14 protein-coding genes are annotated in these 14,593 nt (G+C 70.5%); 9 read left to right on the top strand and 5 right to left on the bottom strand.

Annotation, left to right across the window (positions count from 1 at the left end; translation table 11 throughout):
• Nucleotides 1-148: 148 nt before the first annotated feature.
• The 8 genes from BG90_RS28940 (at nucleotide 149) to bamE (ending at nucleotide 6,777) form a co-directional block, all read left to right on the top strand.
• Nucleotides 149-754, top strand: coding sequence for a TetR/AcrR family transcriptional regulator (locus BG90_RS28940; RefSeq protein WP_010108503.1), 606 nt, complete (start codon nucleotides 149-151; stop codon nucleotides 752-754).
• 100 nt (nucleotides 755-854) lie between these two features.
• A complete protein-coding gene (locus BG90_RS28935; protein WP_010118246.1) occupies nucleotides 855-1,268 on the top strand; it encodes a hypothetical protein in 414 nt (137 codons plus the stop codon).
• Nucleotides 1,265-1,945: a type 1 glutamine amidotransferase domain-containing protein gene (locus BG90_RS28930; RefSeq protein ID WP_010118247.1), complete on the top strand. Its 681-nt coding sequence runs from the start codon at nucleotides 1,265-1,267 to the stop codon at nucleotides 1,943-1,945. The genes BG90_RS28935 and BG90_RS28930 overlap by 4 nt, the downstream gene beginning before the upstream one ends.
• A 110-nt stretch (nucleotides 1,946-2,055) precedes the next feature.
• A complete protein-coding gene (locus BG90_RS28925) occupies nucleotides 2,056-3,153 on the top strand; it encodes an NADH:flavin oxidoreductase/NADH oxidase (protein ID WP_010108506.1) in 1,098 nt (365 codons plus the stop codon).
• Between the two features lie 601 nt (nucleotides 3,154-3,754).
• On the top strand, nucleotides 3,755-4,516 hold the full coding sequence (fabI, locus tag BG90_RS28920) for an enoyl-ACP reductase FabI (protein WP_010118251.1): 762 nt from the start codon (nucleotides 3,755-3,757) through the stop codon (nucleotides 4,514-4,516).
• Between the two features lie 127 nt (nucleotides 4,517-4,643).
• Nucleotides 4,644-5,072, top strand: coding sequence for a GNAT family N-acetyltransferase (locus tag BG90_RS28915; RefSeq protein WP_010108510.1), 429 nt, complete (start codon nucleotides 4,644-4,646; stop codon nucleotides 5,070-5,072).
• A 109-nt stretch (nucleotides 5,073-5,181) separates the two neighbouring features.
• Nucleotides 5,182-6,252 carry an AI-2E family transporter gene (locus tag BG90_RS28910; protein ID WP_045568501.1) on the top strand — a complete coding sequence of 357 codons (1,071 nt, stop codon included), beginning with the start codon at nucleotides 5,182-5,184 and terminating at the stop codon, nucleotides 6,250-6,252.
• Between the two features lie 129 nt (nucleotides 6,253-6,381).
• Nucleotides 6,382-6,777 carry an outer membrane protein assembly factor BamE domain-containing protein gene (bamE, locus tag BG90_RS28905; protein WP_010118255.1) on the top strand — a complete coding sequence of 132 codons (396 nt, stop codon included), beginning with the start codon at nucleotides 6,382-6,384 and terminating at the stop codon, nucleotides 6,775-6,777.
• Between the two features lie 7 nt (nucleotides 6,778-6,784).
• On the opposite strand, the gene BG90_RS28900 is transcribed toward bamE, so the two are convergent.
• Nucleotides 6,785-7,579, bottom strand: a complete 795-nt coding sequence (locus BG90_RS28900; RefSeq protein ID WP_010118256.1) for an SDR family NAD(P)-dependent oxidoreductase — start codon at nucleotides 7,577-7,579, stop codon at nucleotides 6,785-6,787.
• 189 nt (nucleotides 7,580-7,768) lie between these two features.
• On the bottom strand, nucleotides 7,769-9,271 hold the full coding sequence (pdxR, locus tag BG90_RS28895; RefSeq protein WP_045568500.1) for a MocR-like pyridoxine biosynthesis transcription factor PdxR: 1,503 nt from the start codon (nucleotides 9,269-9,271) through the stop codon (nucleotides 7,769-7,771).
• A 103-nt stretch (nucleotides 9,272-9,374) separates the two neighbouring features.
• Here pdxR and BG90_RS28890 point away from each other — a divergent pair, with 103 nt between their 5' ends.
• Nucleotides 9,375-10,088, top strand: coding sequence for a pyridoxamine 5'-phosphate oxidase family protein (locus tag BG90_RS28890; protein WP_010108517.1), 714 nt, complete (start codon nucleotides 9,375-9,377; stop codon nucleotides 10,086-10,088).
• Nucleotides 10,089-10,225: 137 nt separating this feature from the next.
• On the opposite strand, the gene BG90_RS28885 is transcribed toward BG90_RS28890, so the two are convergent.
• Genes BG90_RS28885 through BG90_RS28875 form a run of 3 tightly spaced genes read right to left on the bottom strand, consistent with a single transcriptional unit; the run spans nucleotide 10,226 to nucleotide 14,532 of the window.
• Nucleotides 10,226-11,659 (bottom strand): heavy metal sensor histidine kinase, encoded by a 1,434-nt coding sequence (locus BG90_RS28885; protein ID WP_045568499.1) that lies wholly within the window; start codon nucleotides 11,657-11,659, stop codon nucleotides 10,226-10,228.
• Nucleotides 11,656-12,354: a heavy metal response regulator transcription factor gene (locus tag BG90_RS28880; RefSeq protein WP_010108519.1), complete on the bottom strand. Its 699-nt coding sequence runs from the start codon at nucleotides 12,352-12,354 to the stop codon at nucleotides 11,656-11,658. The genes BG90_RS28885 and BG90_RS28880 overlap by 4 nt, the downstream gene beginning before the upstream one ends.
• Before the next feature lie 30 nt (nucleotides 12,355-12,384).
• On the bottom strand, nucleotides 12,385-14,532 hold the full coding sequence (locus BG90_RS28875; protein WP_232355214.1) for an efflux transporter outer membrane subunit: 2,148 nt from the start codon (nucleotides 14,530-14,532) through the stop codon (nucleotides 12,385-12,387).
• Between the last annotated feature and the right edge of the window lie 61 nt (nucleotides 14,533-14,593).

Below are 14,593 nucleotides of genomic sequence, written 5' to 3'. Positions count from 1 at the left end.
TGACGCTGCACGGCAAAAGGTGCGACGAGCGGTGATCGAACTCCGTCGTCCGTCACCTGTTTCGCTTTCGGCCCCGTTCCACACGAGCAGCGGGGACATTCAACGCGTTCTAGACGACTGGTCTAATCCCGCGCTATCATCCGCCCTCATGAACGCAGCAGCCACCACCGCCGACGTGCGGCAGCACATCCTCGACACCGCCAAGCCCATCATGCTCTGCAAGGGCTTCACGGGCGTCGGTCTGAACGAGATTCTGGCGGCGGCCGGCGTCCCGAAAGGATCGTTCTACCATTATTTCGGGTCGAAAGAGGCATTCGGCGAGTCGATCCTCGAGTCGTACTTCGCCGACTACCTCGCGCATCTCGACACATTGCTCGTGCGCGGCTCCGGCCCGGCGGCCGATCGGCTGATGCGCTATTGGAGCCAATGGCAGGACATGCAAGCGGGCAACGATCCCGAGGGCAAGTGCCTCGTCGTCAAGCTCGGCGCGGAGGTCTGCGATCTGTCGGAGGCGATGCGCGCGGCGCTCGATCGCGGCACGACGCAGATCGTCGCGCGGCTCGCCGCGTGCATCGCGGCGGCGTTCGAGGACGGTTCGCTGCAGGTCGATCTCGATCCGCAGCAGACGGCGGCGACGCTTTACGAGCTGTGGGTCGGCGCGACGCTGATCGAAAAGATCCGGCGCAACGGCGCGCCGCTCGCGACCGCGATGGCGACCACCCGCCGCATCCTCGGTCTGCCAGGGGCGCGCTGAGCACGAATTTCGATGCGCGGCGGCGCGTACGATGAACGTCGCGCCGTCGCGTTTTTTACGATCGTTTTCTAGACGACTGGTCTAATAGCAGGCGCGTGACATGTTGCATTTCGATGATCGCAACGCAGTCCGGATCCGGTTCGGCGCATGGGCCGATGCGGCGATGACGCACACCCGCGCGGGTGGCGAAGGGCTCGACGCGAAGCCGCCGCCGTTCGACGATGACATGGCGGCCGGCGCGCTCGTCCGCGATGTCATGCGGCGGGAGAGGGGTGCGACGGCGGCGCTCGATCGCCGGACGCCGCGCGTCGTTGCGACGCGACCGTCGCGAGGCGACGTGACGTCACGTGGCGTCACGGAGACCGTGACAACGACGCCCGACGTGGCGCGCCGCATGCAGGCGGCGAGCCGTGCGCAGCAAACGAATCTCCGATTGCGTCGCAAACGCGTGACCGGCGGGCCCGGGCGGGCCGCGCCGCTTGAATCCAACGCTTCAAGGAGGGCATCCAAATGAAGATTCTCGTAGTCCTGACTTCGCACGACGAACTCGGCGCGACCGGCAAGAAAACCGGTTTTTGGCTCGAGGAGCTGGCCGCGCCGTACTACGCGCTGAAGGACGCGGGCGCCGAGCTGACGCTCGCGTCGCCGCGCGGCGGGCTGCCGCCCGTCGATCCGAAGAGCAGCGATCCGGCGTCGCAGAGCGACGCGACCCGCCGCTTCGACAAGGACCCCGAAGCACAGTCCGCGCTCGCGTCGACGCGCAAGCTCGCCGACGTGTCGATCGACGATTACGACGCCGTGTTCTATCCGGGCGGCCACGGTCCGCTGTGGGATCTCGCCGAGGACCGTCATTCGATCGCGCTGATCGAGCGCGCGGTCGCGACGAACAAGCCGGTCGCGGCCGTCTGTCACGCGCCTGGCGTGCTGCGCCACGTGAAGGACGCGTCCGGCGCGCCGCTCGTCAAGGGCCGCAAGGTCACGGGCTTCACGAACAGCGAGGAAGCGGCCGTCGCGCTCACCGAGGTCGTGCCGTTCCTCGTCGAGGACATGCTGAAGACGAACGGCGGCGACTATTCGCGCGCGGCCGACTGGGCGCCGCACGTCGTCGTCGACGGGCTGCTCGTCACCGGGCAGAACCCGGCGTCGTCGGAGCCCGTCGCCGAAGCGCTGCTCGAACTGCTCGAGAAGTAACGCGCCGCGCGGGCGGCCATCCAGCGCGCCGCACGCGACGCATGCGTCGCGTCACATCGCATCACCGAATCACCTCACCGACCCGCAACACGAACATCGAAGGAGTAGTAATGGCTGCATTGTTCGAACCGCTTCAGTTGAAGGACGTCAAGCTGCGCAACCGCATCGCGGTGCCGCCGATGTGTCAGTACGTCGCCGAGGACGGCGTCGCCAACGAATGGCATCACGTGCATCTCGCGGGCGTCGCGCGCGGCGGCGCGGGGCTCGTGATCGCCGAGGCGACCGCGGTGTCGCCGGAAGGCCGCATCACGCCGGGCTGCACCGGCCTGTGGAACGACGAGCAGGCGGCCGCGTTCGAACGCTCGGTCGACGCGATCAAGGCGGCGGGCGCGGTGCCCGGCATCCAGCTCGCGCACGCCGGCCGCAAGGCGAGCGCGAACCGGCCGTGGGAAGGCGACGACCACATCGCCGACGGCGATCCGCGCGGCTGGCAGACGATCGCGCCGTCGGCGGTGCCGTACGGCGCGCATCTGCCGAAGGTGCCGCGCGAGATGACGGCCGACGACATCGCGCGCGTGAAGGCCGATTACGTCGCGGCCGCGAAGCGCGCGCTCGACGCGGGCTTCGAGTGGCTCGAGCTGCATTTCGCGCACGGCTATCTCGCGCAGAGCTTCTTCTCGGTGCATTCGAATCGCCGCACCGACGCGTACGGCGGCTCCGCGGAGAATCGCGGGCGCTTTCTCGTCGAGACGCTCGCGGCGGTGCGCGAAGTGTGGCCCGAGCGTTTGCCGCTCACCGCGCGCTTCGGCGTGATCGAGTACGACGGCCGCGACGAGGAGACGCTCGCCGAGTCGATCGAGCTCGCGAAGCGTTTCAAGCAGGAAGGGCTCGATCTGCTGAGCGTGACGGTCGGCTTCTCGACGCCCGAAGCGCAGATTCCCTGGGGGCCCGCGTTTCTCGCGCCGGTCGCCGAGCGCGTGCGTCGCGAAGCGCAGCTGCCCGTCGCGTCCGCGTGGGGGATCGATACGCCGGCGCTCGCGGAGCGCGTCGTCAAGGACGGGCAGCTCGATCTCGTGATGGTCGGCCGCGCGCATCTCGCCGATCCGCACTGGCCGTATCGCGCGGCGCTCGAGCTCGGCGTCGATCGCGCCGCTTGGACGCTGCCCGCGCCGTATGCGCACTGGCTCGCGCGCTATCGCGCGGCGTGACGGGATCGGGCGCGGACGCATCGGGCCGGGCGGCGACGATGCGTCCGCGTTGGCCGCTGCGCCTTCGATGATTCGTTCACTCGACGATTCGACGCCGCGCGCGTGCGAAACGGCTCTCGCGCTGCCGCCCGAGCGGGCTTTCACGGCGCGTCGCGTCGCATTGTGGCGGCGGCAGCATGACCCGGCGGCGGGCGGACGATGTCACGTCGTCCGCCCGTTTTCCTTGGGCGCTCGCGTGCGGCATCGTCCGACATCGTTCGCCCTCGGCGCTTGCCCGCCACGATGCCGCCATGCCCCGCATGCGGCGTTTGCATCGCGCCGCGCAGCGCCTGCTCGCGATGAAGCGGGCCGCTTTCCGCAAGCGAAACGACATCGGCCGAGCCGTGTCCCGTTGATGTCGATCAACACGCGGCCCGCATCGATCGCCGACAGTCGACGGGCGAGCGACGCGCGGCCGCGTGCTGCGCGAGCGCGGACGGCGGCACGGCATTCGTGACGGGCATGTGTCGATTCGCATCGACTCGCCGATCTTCGCCACGCGGCCCGGCCCGGCCCGGCGCGTCGCCCGCACGCCATCGAACGACCGTCGAAGGAGATCCCTATGCGTCTTCAGCAGAAGCGTGGCCTGATCATCGGCATTGCAAACGAAAGCAGCATCGCGTTCGGCTGCGCGAGGGTCATGCGCGAGCAGGGCGCCGAGCTCGCGGTCACTTACTTGAACGCGAAGGCCGAGCCTTACGTCCGGCCGCTCGCGGAGCGTCTCGAAAGCAAGCTCGTCGTGCGGTGCGACGTGCGCGAGCCCGGCCAGCTCGAAGACGTGTTCGCGCGCATCGGGCGCGAATGGGGACGGCTCGACTTCGTGCTGCACTCGATCGCGTACGCGCCGAAGGAAGACCTGCATCGCCGCGTGACGGACTGCTCGCAGGCGGGCTTCGCGATGGCGATGGACGTGTCGTGCCACTCGTTCATCCGCGTCGCGCATCTCGCCGAGCCGCTGATGGCGAGCGGCGGCTGCCTGATGACCGTCACGTTCTACGGCGCCGAGCGGGTGGTCGAGGACTACAACCTGATGGGGCCGGTGAAGGCGGCGCTCGAGAGCGCGGTGCGCTACCTCGCCGCGGAGCTCGGGCCGCGGCGCATCCGCGTGCATGCGCTGTCGCCCGGGCCGCTGAAGACGCGCGCCGCGTCCGGCATCGACCGCTTCGACGCGCTGCTCGAGCGCATCCGCGAGCGCACGCCCGGGCATCGCCTCGTCGACATCGACGACGTCGGCAACGTCGCCGCGTTTCTCGCGAGCGACGATGCGGCCGCGCTGACGGGCAACGTCGAATACGTCGACGGCGGCCATCACGTCGTCGGCTGATGCCGAAGGGCGCGGCGAAGGCGCGTGACGGAGCGGACGCGCGCGTTTGAGCGGACGGCGCGCGCACGCTAAGATGGCCGTCTCAGTTCGCATCGCCTCGATATCCGCCACGCCTCGAAGGATCGCCATGCCACCCGTCACGCTCGTCGTCACCGATCGCCCCGAACCCGCGGAGATCGAATTCATCGGCGCGGGCCTGACCGTGTACAACGTCGAGCGCGCGGGCGTCAACGACGAACGTCCGCTCGCCGTGTTCGCGAAGGATCCGGACACGGGCGCGCTGCTCGGCGGCCTGACGGGCCGCACGTCGCTCGGCCTGATGTTCGTCGACCTGTTCTATCTGACCGACGCGCTGCGCGGCGACGGCGTCGGCCGCGAGATCCTGCGGCTCGCCGAGGAGGAAGGGCGCAGGCGCGGCTGCGGGGCGGCCGTGCTGTACACGATCAGCTTCCAGGCGCCCGCGTTCTACGAGAAGTTCGGCTGGCGCCGCTTCGGCGAAGTGCCGTGCGATCCGCCCGGCACGAGCCGCGTGTTCATGACGAAAACGCTGCACTGAAGGCGGATGCGCGCAACGGTCGGCCGCCGCACCGGCGGCGGCGCGCGCGTCCTTTAAGATGGCGGTGTCGCGGCGCGTGCCGCGCTTTCCCATTTCGCCAAGAGTCCTCATGGTTCAGAACGCGTCTGTCCCGCCGGAGCCGTCCGGCCGTCCGAAGGCCCAGTCGATCGCGCTCGGCGCGCTGTATGCGGCGCTCGTCGCGCTCGCGTTGTGGGTGATCCGCGATTTCATTCCCGCGATCGCGTGGGCATGCGTCGTCGCGATCGCGCTGTGGCCGGCGCTGCGCCGCATCGACGCGCATCCCGGCTTCCACGGCCGCGCGACGCTCGTCGCCGCCGCGCTGACGACGGCGGTCGCGCTGCTCGTCGTCGTGCCCATCGCGGCGGGGCTCGTCGAGGCGGTCGATCAGAGCCACGAGCTGCTCGGCTGGCTGCATCGCGCCGAGCAGACCGGCATCCCCGCGCCCGACGCGCTCGCGCACCTGCCGTTCGGCTCGCAGCAGGCGAGCGGGTGGTGGCACGCTTATCTCGCGAAGCCGCTGCATCCGGAGGCGGCCGTCAAGGGCGTCGACGACGGAGCCGTCGTCACGTTCGGCCGGCACTTCGGCTCGCGGATCGCGCACGCGGCGGTGCTGTTCGGCTTCATGCTCGTCACGCTGTTCGTGATCTTTCAGGCGGGCCCGCGCCTGTCGGGCGCGCTGCTCACCGGCGTGCGGCGCGCGTTCGGCGACAACGGCGCCGCGCTGCTGCAGCGGATGGCGGCCGCCGTGTACGGGACGGTGACGGGGCTCGTCGTCGTCGGCTTCGGCGAAGGCGTGCTGCTCGGCGTCGCGTACGCGTTCGCCGGCCTGCCGCACGCGGCGCTGCTCGGCCTCGTCACGGCTGTCGCCGCGATGCTGCCGTTCTGCGCGCCGCTCGTGTTCTGCGGCGCCGCACTGTGGCTTTTCGTGCAAGGGGCGGTCGGCTGGGCGATCGGGCTCGCGGCGTTCGGCTTCGTCGTCGTGTTCGTCGCCGAGCACTTCGTGCGGCCGGTGCTGATCGGCAACTCGGCGCGGCTGCCGTTCCTGCTCGTGCTGTTCGGCATTCTCGGCGGTGCCGAGACGTTCGGACTGCTTGGCCTTTTCATCGGCCCGGCGCTGATGACGGTGCTGACCGTGTTGTGGGTGGAGTGGGTCGATTGATCGCGCGCGTCGAACGAACGATGCGTTGTTTTTCCGATCGTTTTTAGAAAATTCAACAAAAAGAGAGTGAAACGTCGATTAGCATGCAGTTTTCCACTGCGACGGCATCGTGCCGCACGGCTGAGCAGCATGCAATTCCAGACGACGAACCGCACCGTTCCCGTACTCGCGTTTCCGCTTGCCGCCGCGCTGCTGATGAGCGGCTGTTCGTGGTTCAGCGGCTGGTTCGATTCGTTCTCGTACGCGAGGCTGCCGCTGCCGAAGGCGGCCGCGCAGCCGGGCGCGACGCAGGCGCAGATCGTGACGGCGGGCGGCAATCCGGCGAGCGTCTGGATGGTCCGCAACGGCACGGGCGTCTGCTACAACTACGATCTGCGCCACGGTAACGACCATCGGTCGTACTACGTCGTGTTCGACCGGCGCGGCGTCGTCACGCGGCACGGCTTCGCGACCTGCGCGGAAGCCGACCGCAGCGGGCTGCTGCGCGGCAGCGCGCGCTCGACGCGCGACGAGCCGCGCGCCTGAGCGGCCGCTATGCGATCGTGTCGACGACGCCGCCGTCGACGCGCAGCGCCGCGCCCGTCGTCGCCGACGCCTGCGGCGAGCACACGTAGACGACGAGATTCGCGACTTCCTCGCAGGTCGCCGGCCGCCGGATGATCGAGCTCGAGCGGTGCGTGCGCACGAAATCGACGCCCGCCTGCTCGACGGTCTTGTGCTCGGCGTCGGCCGTCGCCTTCAACATCGCCTTCACGCCATCGGACATCGTCGGACCGGGCAGCACCGCGTTCACGGTCACGCGGCTGCCGGCCGCGAGCTTCGCGAGCCCGCGCGAGATCGATAGCTGCGCGGTCTTCGTGAAGCCGTAATGGATCATGTCGGCCGGGATGTTGAGCGCCGATTCCGACGAGATGAACACGATGCGCCCACGGTCGCGCTCGAGCATTCCCTTCAGGTAGTGGCGCGCGAGCCGCACGCCCGACATCACGTTGACCTGGAAGAAATGCGTCCATTCGGCGTCGTCGATGTCGAAGAACGGCTTTGGGCCGTAGATGCCCGCGTTGTTGACGAGGATGTCGACGGACGGTGCGGCGTCGATCAGGCGCTGCGCGCCTTCGGCGCCGGACAGGTCGGCGACCACGCCTTGCGCGCTCGTGCCGGGCGCCGCGACGCGCAGATGCGCGAGCGTGGCCTTGACGGATTCGTCGCTGCGGCCGTTGACGATCAGGTGGGCGCCGGCGCGCGCGAGCCCCTCGGCGATCGCGAGGCCGATGCCGGCGGTCGAGGCGGTCACGAGGGCGGTCTTGCCGGTCAGGTCGATGTGCATGGGCAGACTTCGCAAAATGAGAGCGGGACCCGCCGCGTGGCGGCGGGCATGAGCGGTTAGCTTAGACGAAAGCGGGATGCGCTGCGTCGGCGCGCGACGCAGCGCCGGTTTCGCGGCCATGCCGCAACGGCATCGAACTCACGCAGTCATCGCGCGCTCCGCTGCGCCGGACCGCGCCGGGTTCGTCCGTCACGCGCTGCGCCGTCCGGCCCGCGCGTCGCGCAGCGCATCGTCGATCGCGACGCCGAGCCGCCGCACGCACGCGTCGATCCGCTCGGTCGGCACCGCGCCGTAGCCGAGCACGAGGCCGTTGTACGCGGTGTGATCGGTGCCCGGCAGACAGAAGCGCGACAGCGGCCGCACCGTGATCGAGCGGGCCATCGCCGCGCGCGCGACGTCCACGTCGGCGACGCTCGCATCGAGCCGCGCGGACAGATGCATGCCGCCCGCGCCGCCCGACACCGTCAGCGCGCCGCCGAGATGGCGCGCGAGCGCGTCCTGCAGCACGTCGCGCCGCTCTTCGTAGAGCCGGCGCATCCGGCGCAGATGCCGCGAGAAATGCCCCGCTTCGATGAAATCGGCGAGCGCGAGCTGCTCGGCGAGGCGGCCGCGCGGCGTCAGCGCGCCGATCGTGCGGCGCAGCTCCGGCGCGAGCGCCGCGGACGTGACGACGAAGCCGATCCGCAGCGTCGGAAACATCGTCTTGCTGAACGTGCCGAGATAGACGACGGGCGCGTCGTCGCCGAGGCTCTGCAGCGCGGCGAGCGGCGCGCCGAAATGGCGGAACTCGCTGTCGTAGTCGTCTTCGACGATCCATGCGCCCGCCGCGCGCGCGTCCGCGACGAGCGCGACGCGCCGCTCGACGCTCATCACCGCGCCGAGCGGGTACTGGTGCGACGGCGTGATGTAGACGAGCCGGGGCGGATGCGCGCGCCAATGCCCGGCGGTCGGCGCGAGGCCGTCGGCGTCGACGGGGATCGGCACGAGCCGCAGGTCGGCCGCCTCGAATGCCGCGCGCGCGCCCGCATAGCCGGGGTTCTCGATCCAGACGGTGTCGCCCGCGTCGGCGAGCGTGCGCGCGCACAGGTCGAGGCCGTGCTGCGTGCCGTCGGTGACGAACACCTGGTCCGCGTCGCAGCCGATCCCGCGCGACACGCGCAGATATTCGGCGATCGCCTGCCGCAGCCGCAGGTTGCCGCCGAGCGGCGCGTGCCCGAGCTGCGCGGGGCCGATCCGCCGCCACGCACGCTCGACCGCGCGCCGCCAGGACGCGAGCGGAAACTGGTCGAGCGCCGGCATCCCGGGGAGGAACGGCAGCGGTTCGTGCTCGTCGTCGATGTCGGTGTCCGGCAGATCCGCGATGCGCCGCGACAGCGCGGGCCGCGCGCGAATGGGCGCCGCGGCGGCCCCCGCGGCGGGCAGGCCGACGCGCGCGACCATCGTGCCTTGCCGCCGCGCGACGACGAAGCCCTCGACGGCGAGCCGCTCGTACGCATGGAGCACCGTGTTGCGCGCGATCCGCAGCGTTTCGGCGAGCGCGCGCGACGACATCAGGTACGTGCCGGGCTCGAGCGTGCCGTTCAGGATCGCCGCGCGCAGGCATGCATAGAGCCGATGCTGCTGCGACGCGCGCGCGAGCGCATCGTGCGCGTTGTCCCGCTCGAAGTTCGACAGCAATACGCCGTAGTCCATCGTGGCTCCAAAAATCACTGATTACATGGATCTATTCATGGTGCCACAGATTTTCTATCGTGGAGCCCGTTGAAACGAACACGCCCATGCAGGAGCCACGCCGATGACCTCGACCGCAGCCGATTCTTCGCCCACCGCACCGACCGCGCGCACCCGCTTGCGCCGCGTCGCCTATCGCGGCCACTACGACCGCGCAACCCTCGAAGCGATTCTCGACGACGCCTACGTGTGTCACGTCGCGTTCGCCGACGAGTCGGGCGTGCATTGCATCCCGACCGCGTGCTGGCGCGAGGACGATCATCTGTACATCCACGGCTCGAACGGCAGCCGGATGCTGAAGCTCGCGGCAGCGGGCGCGCAGGTGTGCGTGACGGTCACGCATCTCGACGGCCTCGTGCTCGCGCGCTCGGCGTTCAATCATTCGATGAACTATCGATCGGCGGTGATCTACGGCGAGTTCGAGGTCGTGCCCGATTCGCACAAGGCGGCCGTGCTCGACACGTTCGTCGAGCGGATCGCGCCGGGCCGCAGCCGCGAAGCGCGGCCGGGCGACGCGAACGAGCTCGCGGCGACGACCGTGATGCGCATCGCGCTCGACGAAGCCGCGACGAAGATCCGCACGGGCGGCCCGAAGGACGACGAAGCGGATCTCGGCTTGCCGGTGTGGGCGGGCGTGCTGCCGATGCGCGAAGCGCACTTCGCGCCGATCACCGATGCCGCGCCCGCCGGCGTGCCCGATTACGTGCGGCGCTGGCAGGACTCGGTGCCGCTCGGCGAGACGGAGGACGAAGAGGCGAGGCGGGTCGCGGTGCGTTGAGCGGCGGGCTTTCCGTGGAGGCATGCGATGGTTTTGGGGCGAACGGAAGTCGCGATCGCGGCGCAAGCCGCCGCGTGCTGCCGCGCGCCTGACGGTTTGCGCCCGCCGTCCGCCGCTCGCCGCCTGCCGCCCGCCGCTCAAGTCGCCTTCAGCGTCGGTCGCCGCGTGGCCGTCGCACGCACGTCGCGCGCCTGCGGCTCGGCGTCGGCCGGCCGCGCGGCGACCGAGAACCCGATCGTGTTCCATCCGTCCGCGCACGTGACGAACACGGTGCCGCCGTGCATCTCGGCGACCGCCTTCACGATCGAAAGCCCCAGTCCGTGGTTCTCGTCGCTGTTCGCGCGCGCTTCCTCGATCCGGTAGAAGCGCTCGAACAGATGCGCGCGCGCGGCGGCGTCGATCGGCTCGCCCGGATTCGATACCGCGATCTCGACCGTCTCGCCGCGCGGCGCGATCGTCACGCGGATCATGTTGTCCGGCCGCGTGTGCTGGATCGCGTTGACCAGCAGGTTCGTCATCGCGCGGCCGAACAGCGACGGGTCGACGCTTGCGCGCGCATCGCCCGCGAGCGCCGGGCGCAATTGCGCGTCGTCGAACGACATCTCGAGGAACGCGAGCATGCGCGTGACCTCGGCCGCGAGCGACACGTCGGCGAGATCGGTCGCGCGCTCGCCGCGGTCGCAGCGCGCGAGGAACAGCATGTCGTTGACGATGATCCGCAGCCGTTCGAACTCCTCGAGATTCGATTCGAGCGTCTCGCGCAGCCGGTCGGCCGAGCGCTCGCGCGCGAGCGCGACCTGCGTCTGGCCGATCAGGATGCTGACGGGCGTGCGCAGCTCGTGCGCGACGTCCGCGTTGAACGATTCGAGCCGCTCGTGCGCGTGCTCGATTCGCTCGAGTGCGCCGTTGAACGACGTCGCGAGATCGTGCAGCTCGCGCGGCAGCGCGTCGGTGCGCAGCCGCTGCCGCCGGTTCGCGGGGCCGAGCGACGCCGCCTCGCGAGACAGCCGCGCGAGCGGCGCGAGCCCCAGACGCGTGACCGCGCGGCTCAGCAGCAGCGTCGCGAGCGTCGCGGCGGCGATCAGCGCGGCGAGCGTCATCATGATGTGCCGCAGCATCTTCTGCGTGCGCTCGCACGCGGTCGACACGACGAGCGTGAGCGTCGGCCGCTCGCCGCTCGCGGGCAGCACGACGGTCTTCGTCATCACGTCGTACTCGCTGCCGGGCGGGCGCAGCCGCAGGAAGCCGTCGGCGGCCGGGCCGTCGGGCTCGCCTTCGACCGGCTTGCCGAAACGGAACGCGGGATCGGCGCTGTCGACGTGATAGCGGGTCGAGCCGTCGGGCGGCTCGAGATCCGCGAGCTTGTCCTGCGTGATCTTGAAGCGCGCGGGCGACGTGCCGTGCGACACGATCATCGCGGCGATCTTCGTGCGCGTGTCGAGCGTCGCGCGCAGCTCGGCGAAAAGCTGCCGCTCCATCATCGCGAACAGGCCGACGCCGACGAGCGTGAAGACGAACAGCGACGCGGCGCCGAACAGGACCGACAGCCGCCGCGAAATCGAGCGCGTCATGATCGCTTGGCCTCCACGTCGGCGTCCGCGCGCTCCTCGAGCACATAGCCCATCCCGCGGATCGTGTGCAGCAGCTTGTCCGCGAACGGGCCGTCGAGCTTCGCGCGGAGCCGCTTGATCGCGGTCTCGACGACGTTGGCGTTGCTGTCGAAGTTTACGTCCCAGACGAGCTCGGTGATCGTCGTCTTCGACAGCACTTCGCCGCGCCGGCGCGCGAGCACGCCGAGCAGCTGGAACTCCTGCGCGGTGAGATCGAGGCGCACGCCGTTGCGCGTCGCGCGGCGGCTGATCAGGTCGACGCGCAAGTCGCCGATCGAGATCAGCGTCGATTCCTGCACGCGCGCGCGCCGCGTCAGCGCGCGCAGCCGCTCGACGAGCTCGAGGAACGAGAACGGCTTCGTCAGGTAGTCGTCGGCGCCGCCGCGCAGGCCGCGCACGCGGTCGTCGACGCGGTCGCGCGCGGTCAGCATGATGACGGGCGTGTCCCTGTGCGCGCGCAGCGCCCGCAGCACGCCGAAGCCGTCGACTTTCGGCAGCATCACGTCGAGGACGACGACGTCGTAGTCGTATTCGACCGCCATCCATGCGCCTTCCTCGCCGTCGGTCGCGGCGTCGACGACCCAGCCCTCGTCGGCGAGGCCGCTCTTCAGGTAATCGACTACTTTCGCTTCGTCTTCGACGATCAGTACTTTCATGTTCTGTCCCGTTGTGCCGGTCGCGTGCCGCTACGACGCGTCGGCCGGCCGCCGGGGCGGGGCGGCGGCCGGTGTCGCCCCGGCGTTCGCCGTAGATTGTGCGCCCATCCCGGCGGATCGTGCAGATTCGGCCGGCGTGATGGCGAGCCATGCGGATGCGGGTGATGTGGACGCGGTTGACATGGATATGGCCGACATGGATATGGCCGACGCGGATGCGGCTGACGCGGATGCGGCCGACGCGGCAGTGGCCGACGCGGCGGCTTCGCCCGTTCCCGCCTCGTTCCCGGCCCCAGCCCCGATTCCGCTCGCCGCCGCGCGCGGCGCGGCATCGCGCGGCGCATCGGCCGGCATCGGCGGCCCGCCGGCGGCCCGCTGGGCCTCCTCCGTCTCCGCCTCGCTCCACCCGCCGCCGAGCGCCTTCGCGAGATACACGACGAGCGCCGCGCGCTGCCCGCGAATCTGCACTTCCTGGCGCTCGCTCGTCAGTAACTGCTGCTGCGCGCCGATCACGTCGATGTACGCGGTCAGGCCGCCCGCATAGCGGTCCTGCGCGAGGCCGACGAGCCGCTGCGCGTCGTCGACGGCCGCCTGCGCTCGGCGCTCGGCCTCGTCGAGCACCGTGAGCCCCGTGACCGCATTCTGCACTTCCTCGAACGCGGTCAGCACCGTCTGCCGGTAATTCGCCTGCGCGGCGGCGTAGCCCGCCTGCGCGTACGCGACGCCCGCCTCGATCCGGCCGCCCTCGAACAGCGGCTGCGCGAGCGACGCGCCGACCGACCACAGCAGGCTCGGCGCCGTGAAGAGGCTTGCAAAGCGGGTCGCGTCCCAGCCGAGCGTCGGCGACAGCGTGATCCGCGGAAAATACGCGGCGCGCGCGACGCCGATCTGCGCATTGGCCGCCGCCATCGCGCGCTCGGCCGACGCGACGTCCGGCCGGCGCTGCAGCAGGTCGCTCGGCAGCCCGGCGGGCAGCGTCGGCGCGGCGAGCGTCTGCACGCGCGGCGGGATCGAGAACGTCGGCGCGGGCGTGCCGGCGAGCGTCGCGATCGCGTGCTCAAGCTGCGCGCGCTGGTTCAGCAGCAACTGCGCCTGCGTGCGCGTCGCGTCGAGCTGCGCCTTCTGCTGCATCAGATTGAGGCCGGACACCGCGCCGAGCTCGTGCTGCGCGGACACGAAATCGAGCGCCTTCTGCTGCAGCGCGACCGAGCGGTCCAGCACGTCGATCTCCGCGTCGGTCTCGCGCAGCGCGAGGTAGCTCGTCGCGAGGCTCGCCGTCATCACGAGGCGCGCGTTCGCGAGGTCGTCGCGCGCCTGGTCGGTCGACGCCTGCGCGGATTCGACCGAGCGGCGAATCCGGCCGAACAGATCCGGCTCGTAGCTGACCGTCGCGCCGATCTGCACGTCGTTCTGCACGGTCGAGTGGTTCGATTGCGCGTAGTTCGTGAGCGGCCGGTCGGCGGAGATCCGCGCGCGCGACGCGCCCGCCGTCACGCCGACGCTCGGCCATTGCGCGGACGCGACCGACGCGAGCGCCGCCTTCGCCTGGCCGTAGCGCGCGGCGATTGCCTGGACGCTCGGGTTGTTCGCGAGCGCGCGGACCTCGAGGTCGTCGAGGCGCGGATCGCCGAACGCTTTCCACCAGTCGGGCGCGAGCGACGCGCGCGCGGGCGCGGCCGGGTGCCAGTACGAGTCGGCCGGGTCGATCCGCCACGCGGCGGGCGTGTCGACGGGCGGGCGATGGTAGTCCGGGCCGACCGCGCAGCCGGCGAGCGCGACGGCGGCGAGCGCGAGCGGGAGGAGCGTGCGGCGCGGCCGGCGTGATTGCGATTCGGGCGGCTCAAGCGGCTCAAGCGGCTCAAGCGACTCAAGCGACTCAAGCGACTCAAGCGACTCAAGCGACTCAAGCGACTCAAGCGACTCAAGCGACTCAAGCGACTCAAGCGACTCAAGCGACTCAAGCGACTCAAGCGACTCAAGCGACTCAAGCGGGCGCTGCGATTCCAGTACGCCGGCTGCGCGCGACGAACCAGGCGAACCAGGCGAACCAAGCGCTCCGAAGGTATCGAACGATTCGGCCGAGGCGTGCGCGCTCGACGATCCTTGCGCCGAGATCGATCCGCGCGGCGCGATCGCGGTGGCCGCCCCGGCCGCCCCGGCCGCCCGAACCCGGCCCAACGGCCCGAACCAGCGGCGCCGGCGGCGCCCGCAGCGCCGACAAATCACGCCAAACGCAACA

The organism is Burkholderia oklahomensis C6786 (genome assembly GCF_000959365.1).
Classification (GTDB): Bacteria; Pseudomonadota; Gammaproteobacteria; order Burkholderiales; family Burkholderiaceae; genus Burkholderia; species Burkholderia oklahomensis.
The sequence above is the reverse complement of the archived record's forward strand: the minus strand, read 5'-3'. Positions and strand labels throughout refer to the sequence as shown.

Coding starts and splice junctions, on each gene's coding strand:
- BG90_RS28940 (WP_010108503.1), top strand. CDS start 149: ATGAACGCAGCAGCCACCACCGCCGACGTGCGGCAGCACATCCTCGAC.
- BG90_RS28935 (WP_010118246.1), top strand. CDS start 855: ATGTTGCATTTCGATGATCGCAACGCAGTCCGGATCCGGTTCGGCGCA.
- BG90_RS28930 (WP_010118247.1), top strand. CDS start 1,265: ATGAAGATTCTCGTAGTCCTGACTTCGCACGACGAACTCGGCGCGACC.
- BG90_RS28925 (WP_010108506.1), top strand. CDS start 2,056: ATGGCTGCATTGTTCGAACCGCTTCAGTTGAAGGACGTCAAGCTGCGC.
- fabI (WP_010118251.1), top strand. CDS start 3,755: ATGCGTCTTCAGCAGAAGCGTGGCCTGATCATCGGCATTGCAAACGAA.
- BG90_RS28915 (WP_010108510.1), top strand. CDS start 4,644: ATGCCACCCGTCACGCTCGTCGTCACCGATCGCCCCGAACCCGCGGAG.
- BG90_RS28910 (WP_045568501.1), top strand. CDS start 5,182: ATGGTTCAGAACGCGTCTGTCCCGCCGGAGCCGTCCGGCCGTCCGAAG.
- bamE (WP_010118255.1), top strand. CDS start 6,382: ATGCAATTCCAGACGACGAACCGCACCGTTCCCGTACTCGCGTTTCCG.
- BG90_RS28900 (WP_010118256.1), bottom strand. CDS start 7,579: ATGCACATCGACCTGACCGGCAAGACCGCCCTCGTGACCGCCTCGACC.
- pdxR (WP_045568500.1), bottom strand. CDS start 9,271: ATGGACTACGGCGTATTGCTGTCGAACTTCGAGCGGGACAACGCGCAC.
- BG90_RS28890 (WP_010108517.1), top strand. CDS start 9,375: ATGACCTCGACCGCAGCCGATTCTTCGCCCACCGCACCGACCGCGCGC.
- BG90_RS28885 (WP_045568499.1), bottom strand. CDS start 11,659: ATGACGCGCTCGATTTCGCGGCGGCTGTCGGTCCTGTTCGGCGCCGCG.
- BG90_RS28880 (WP_010108519.1), bottom strand. CDS start 12,354: ATGAAAGTACTGATCGTCGAAGACGAAGCGAAAGTAGTCGATTACCTG.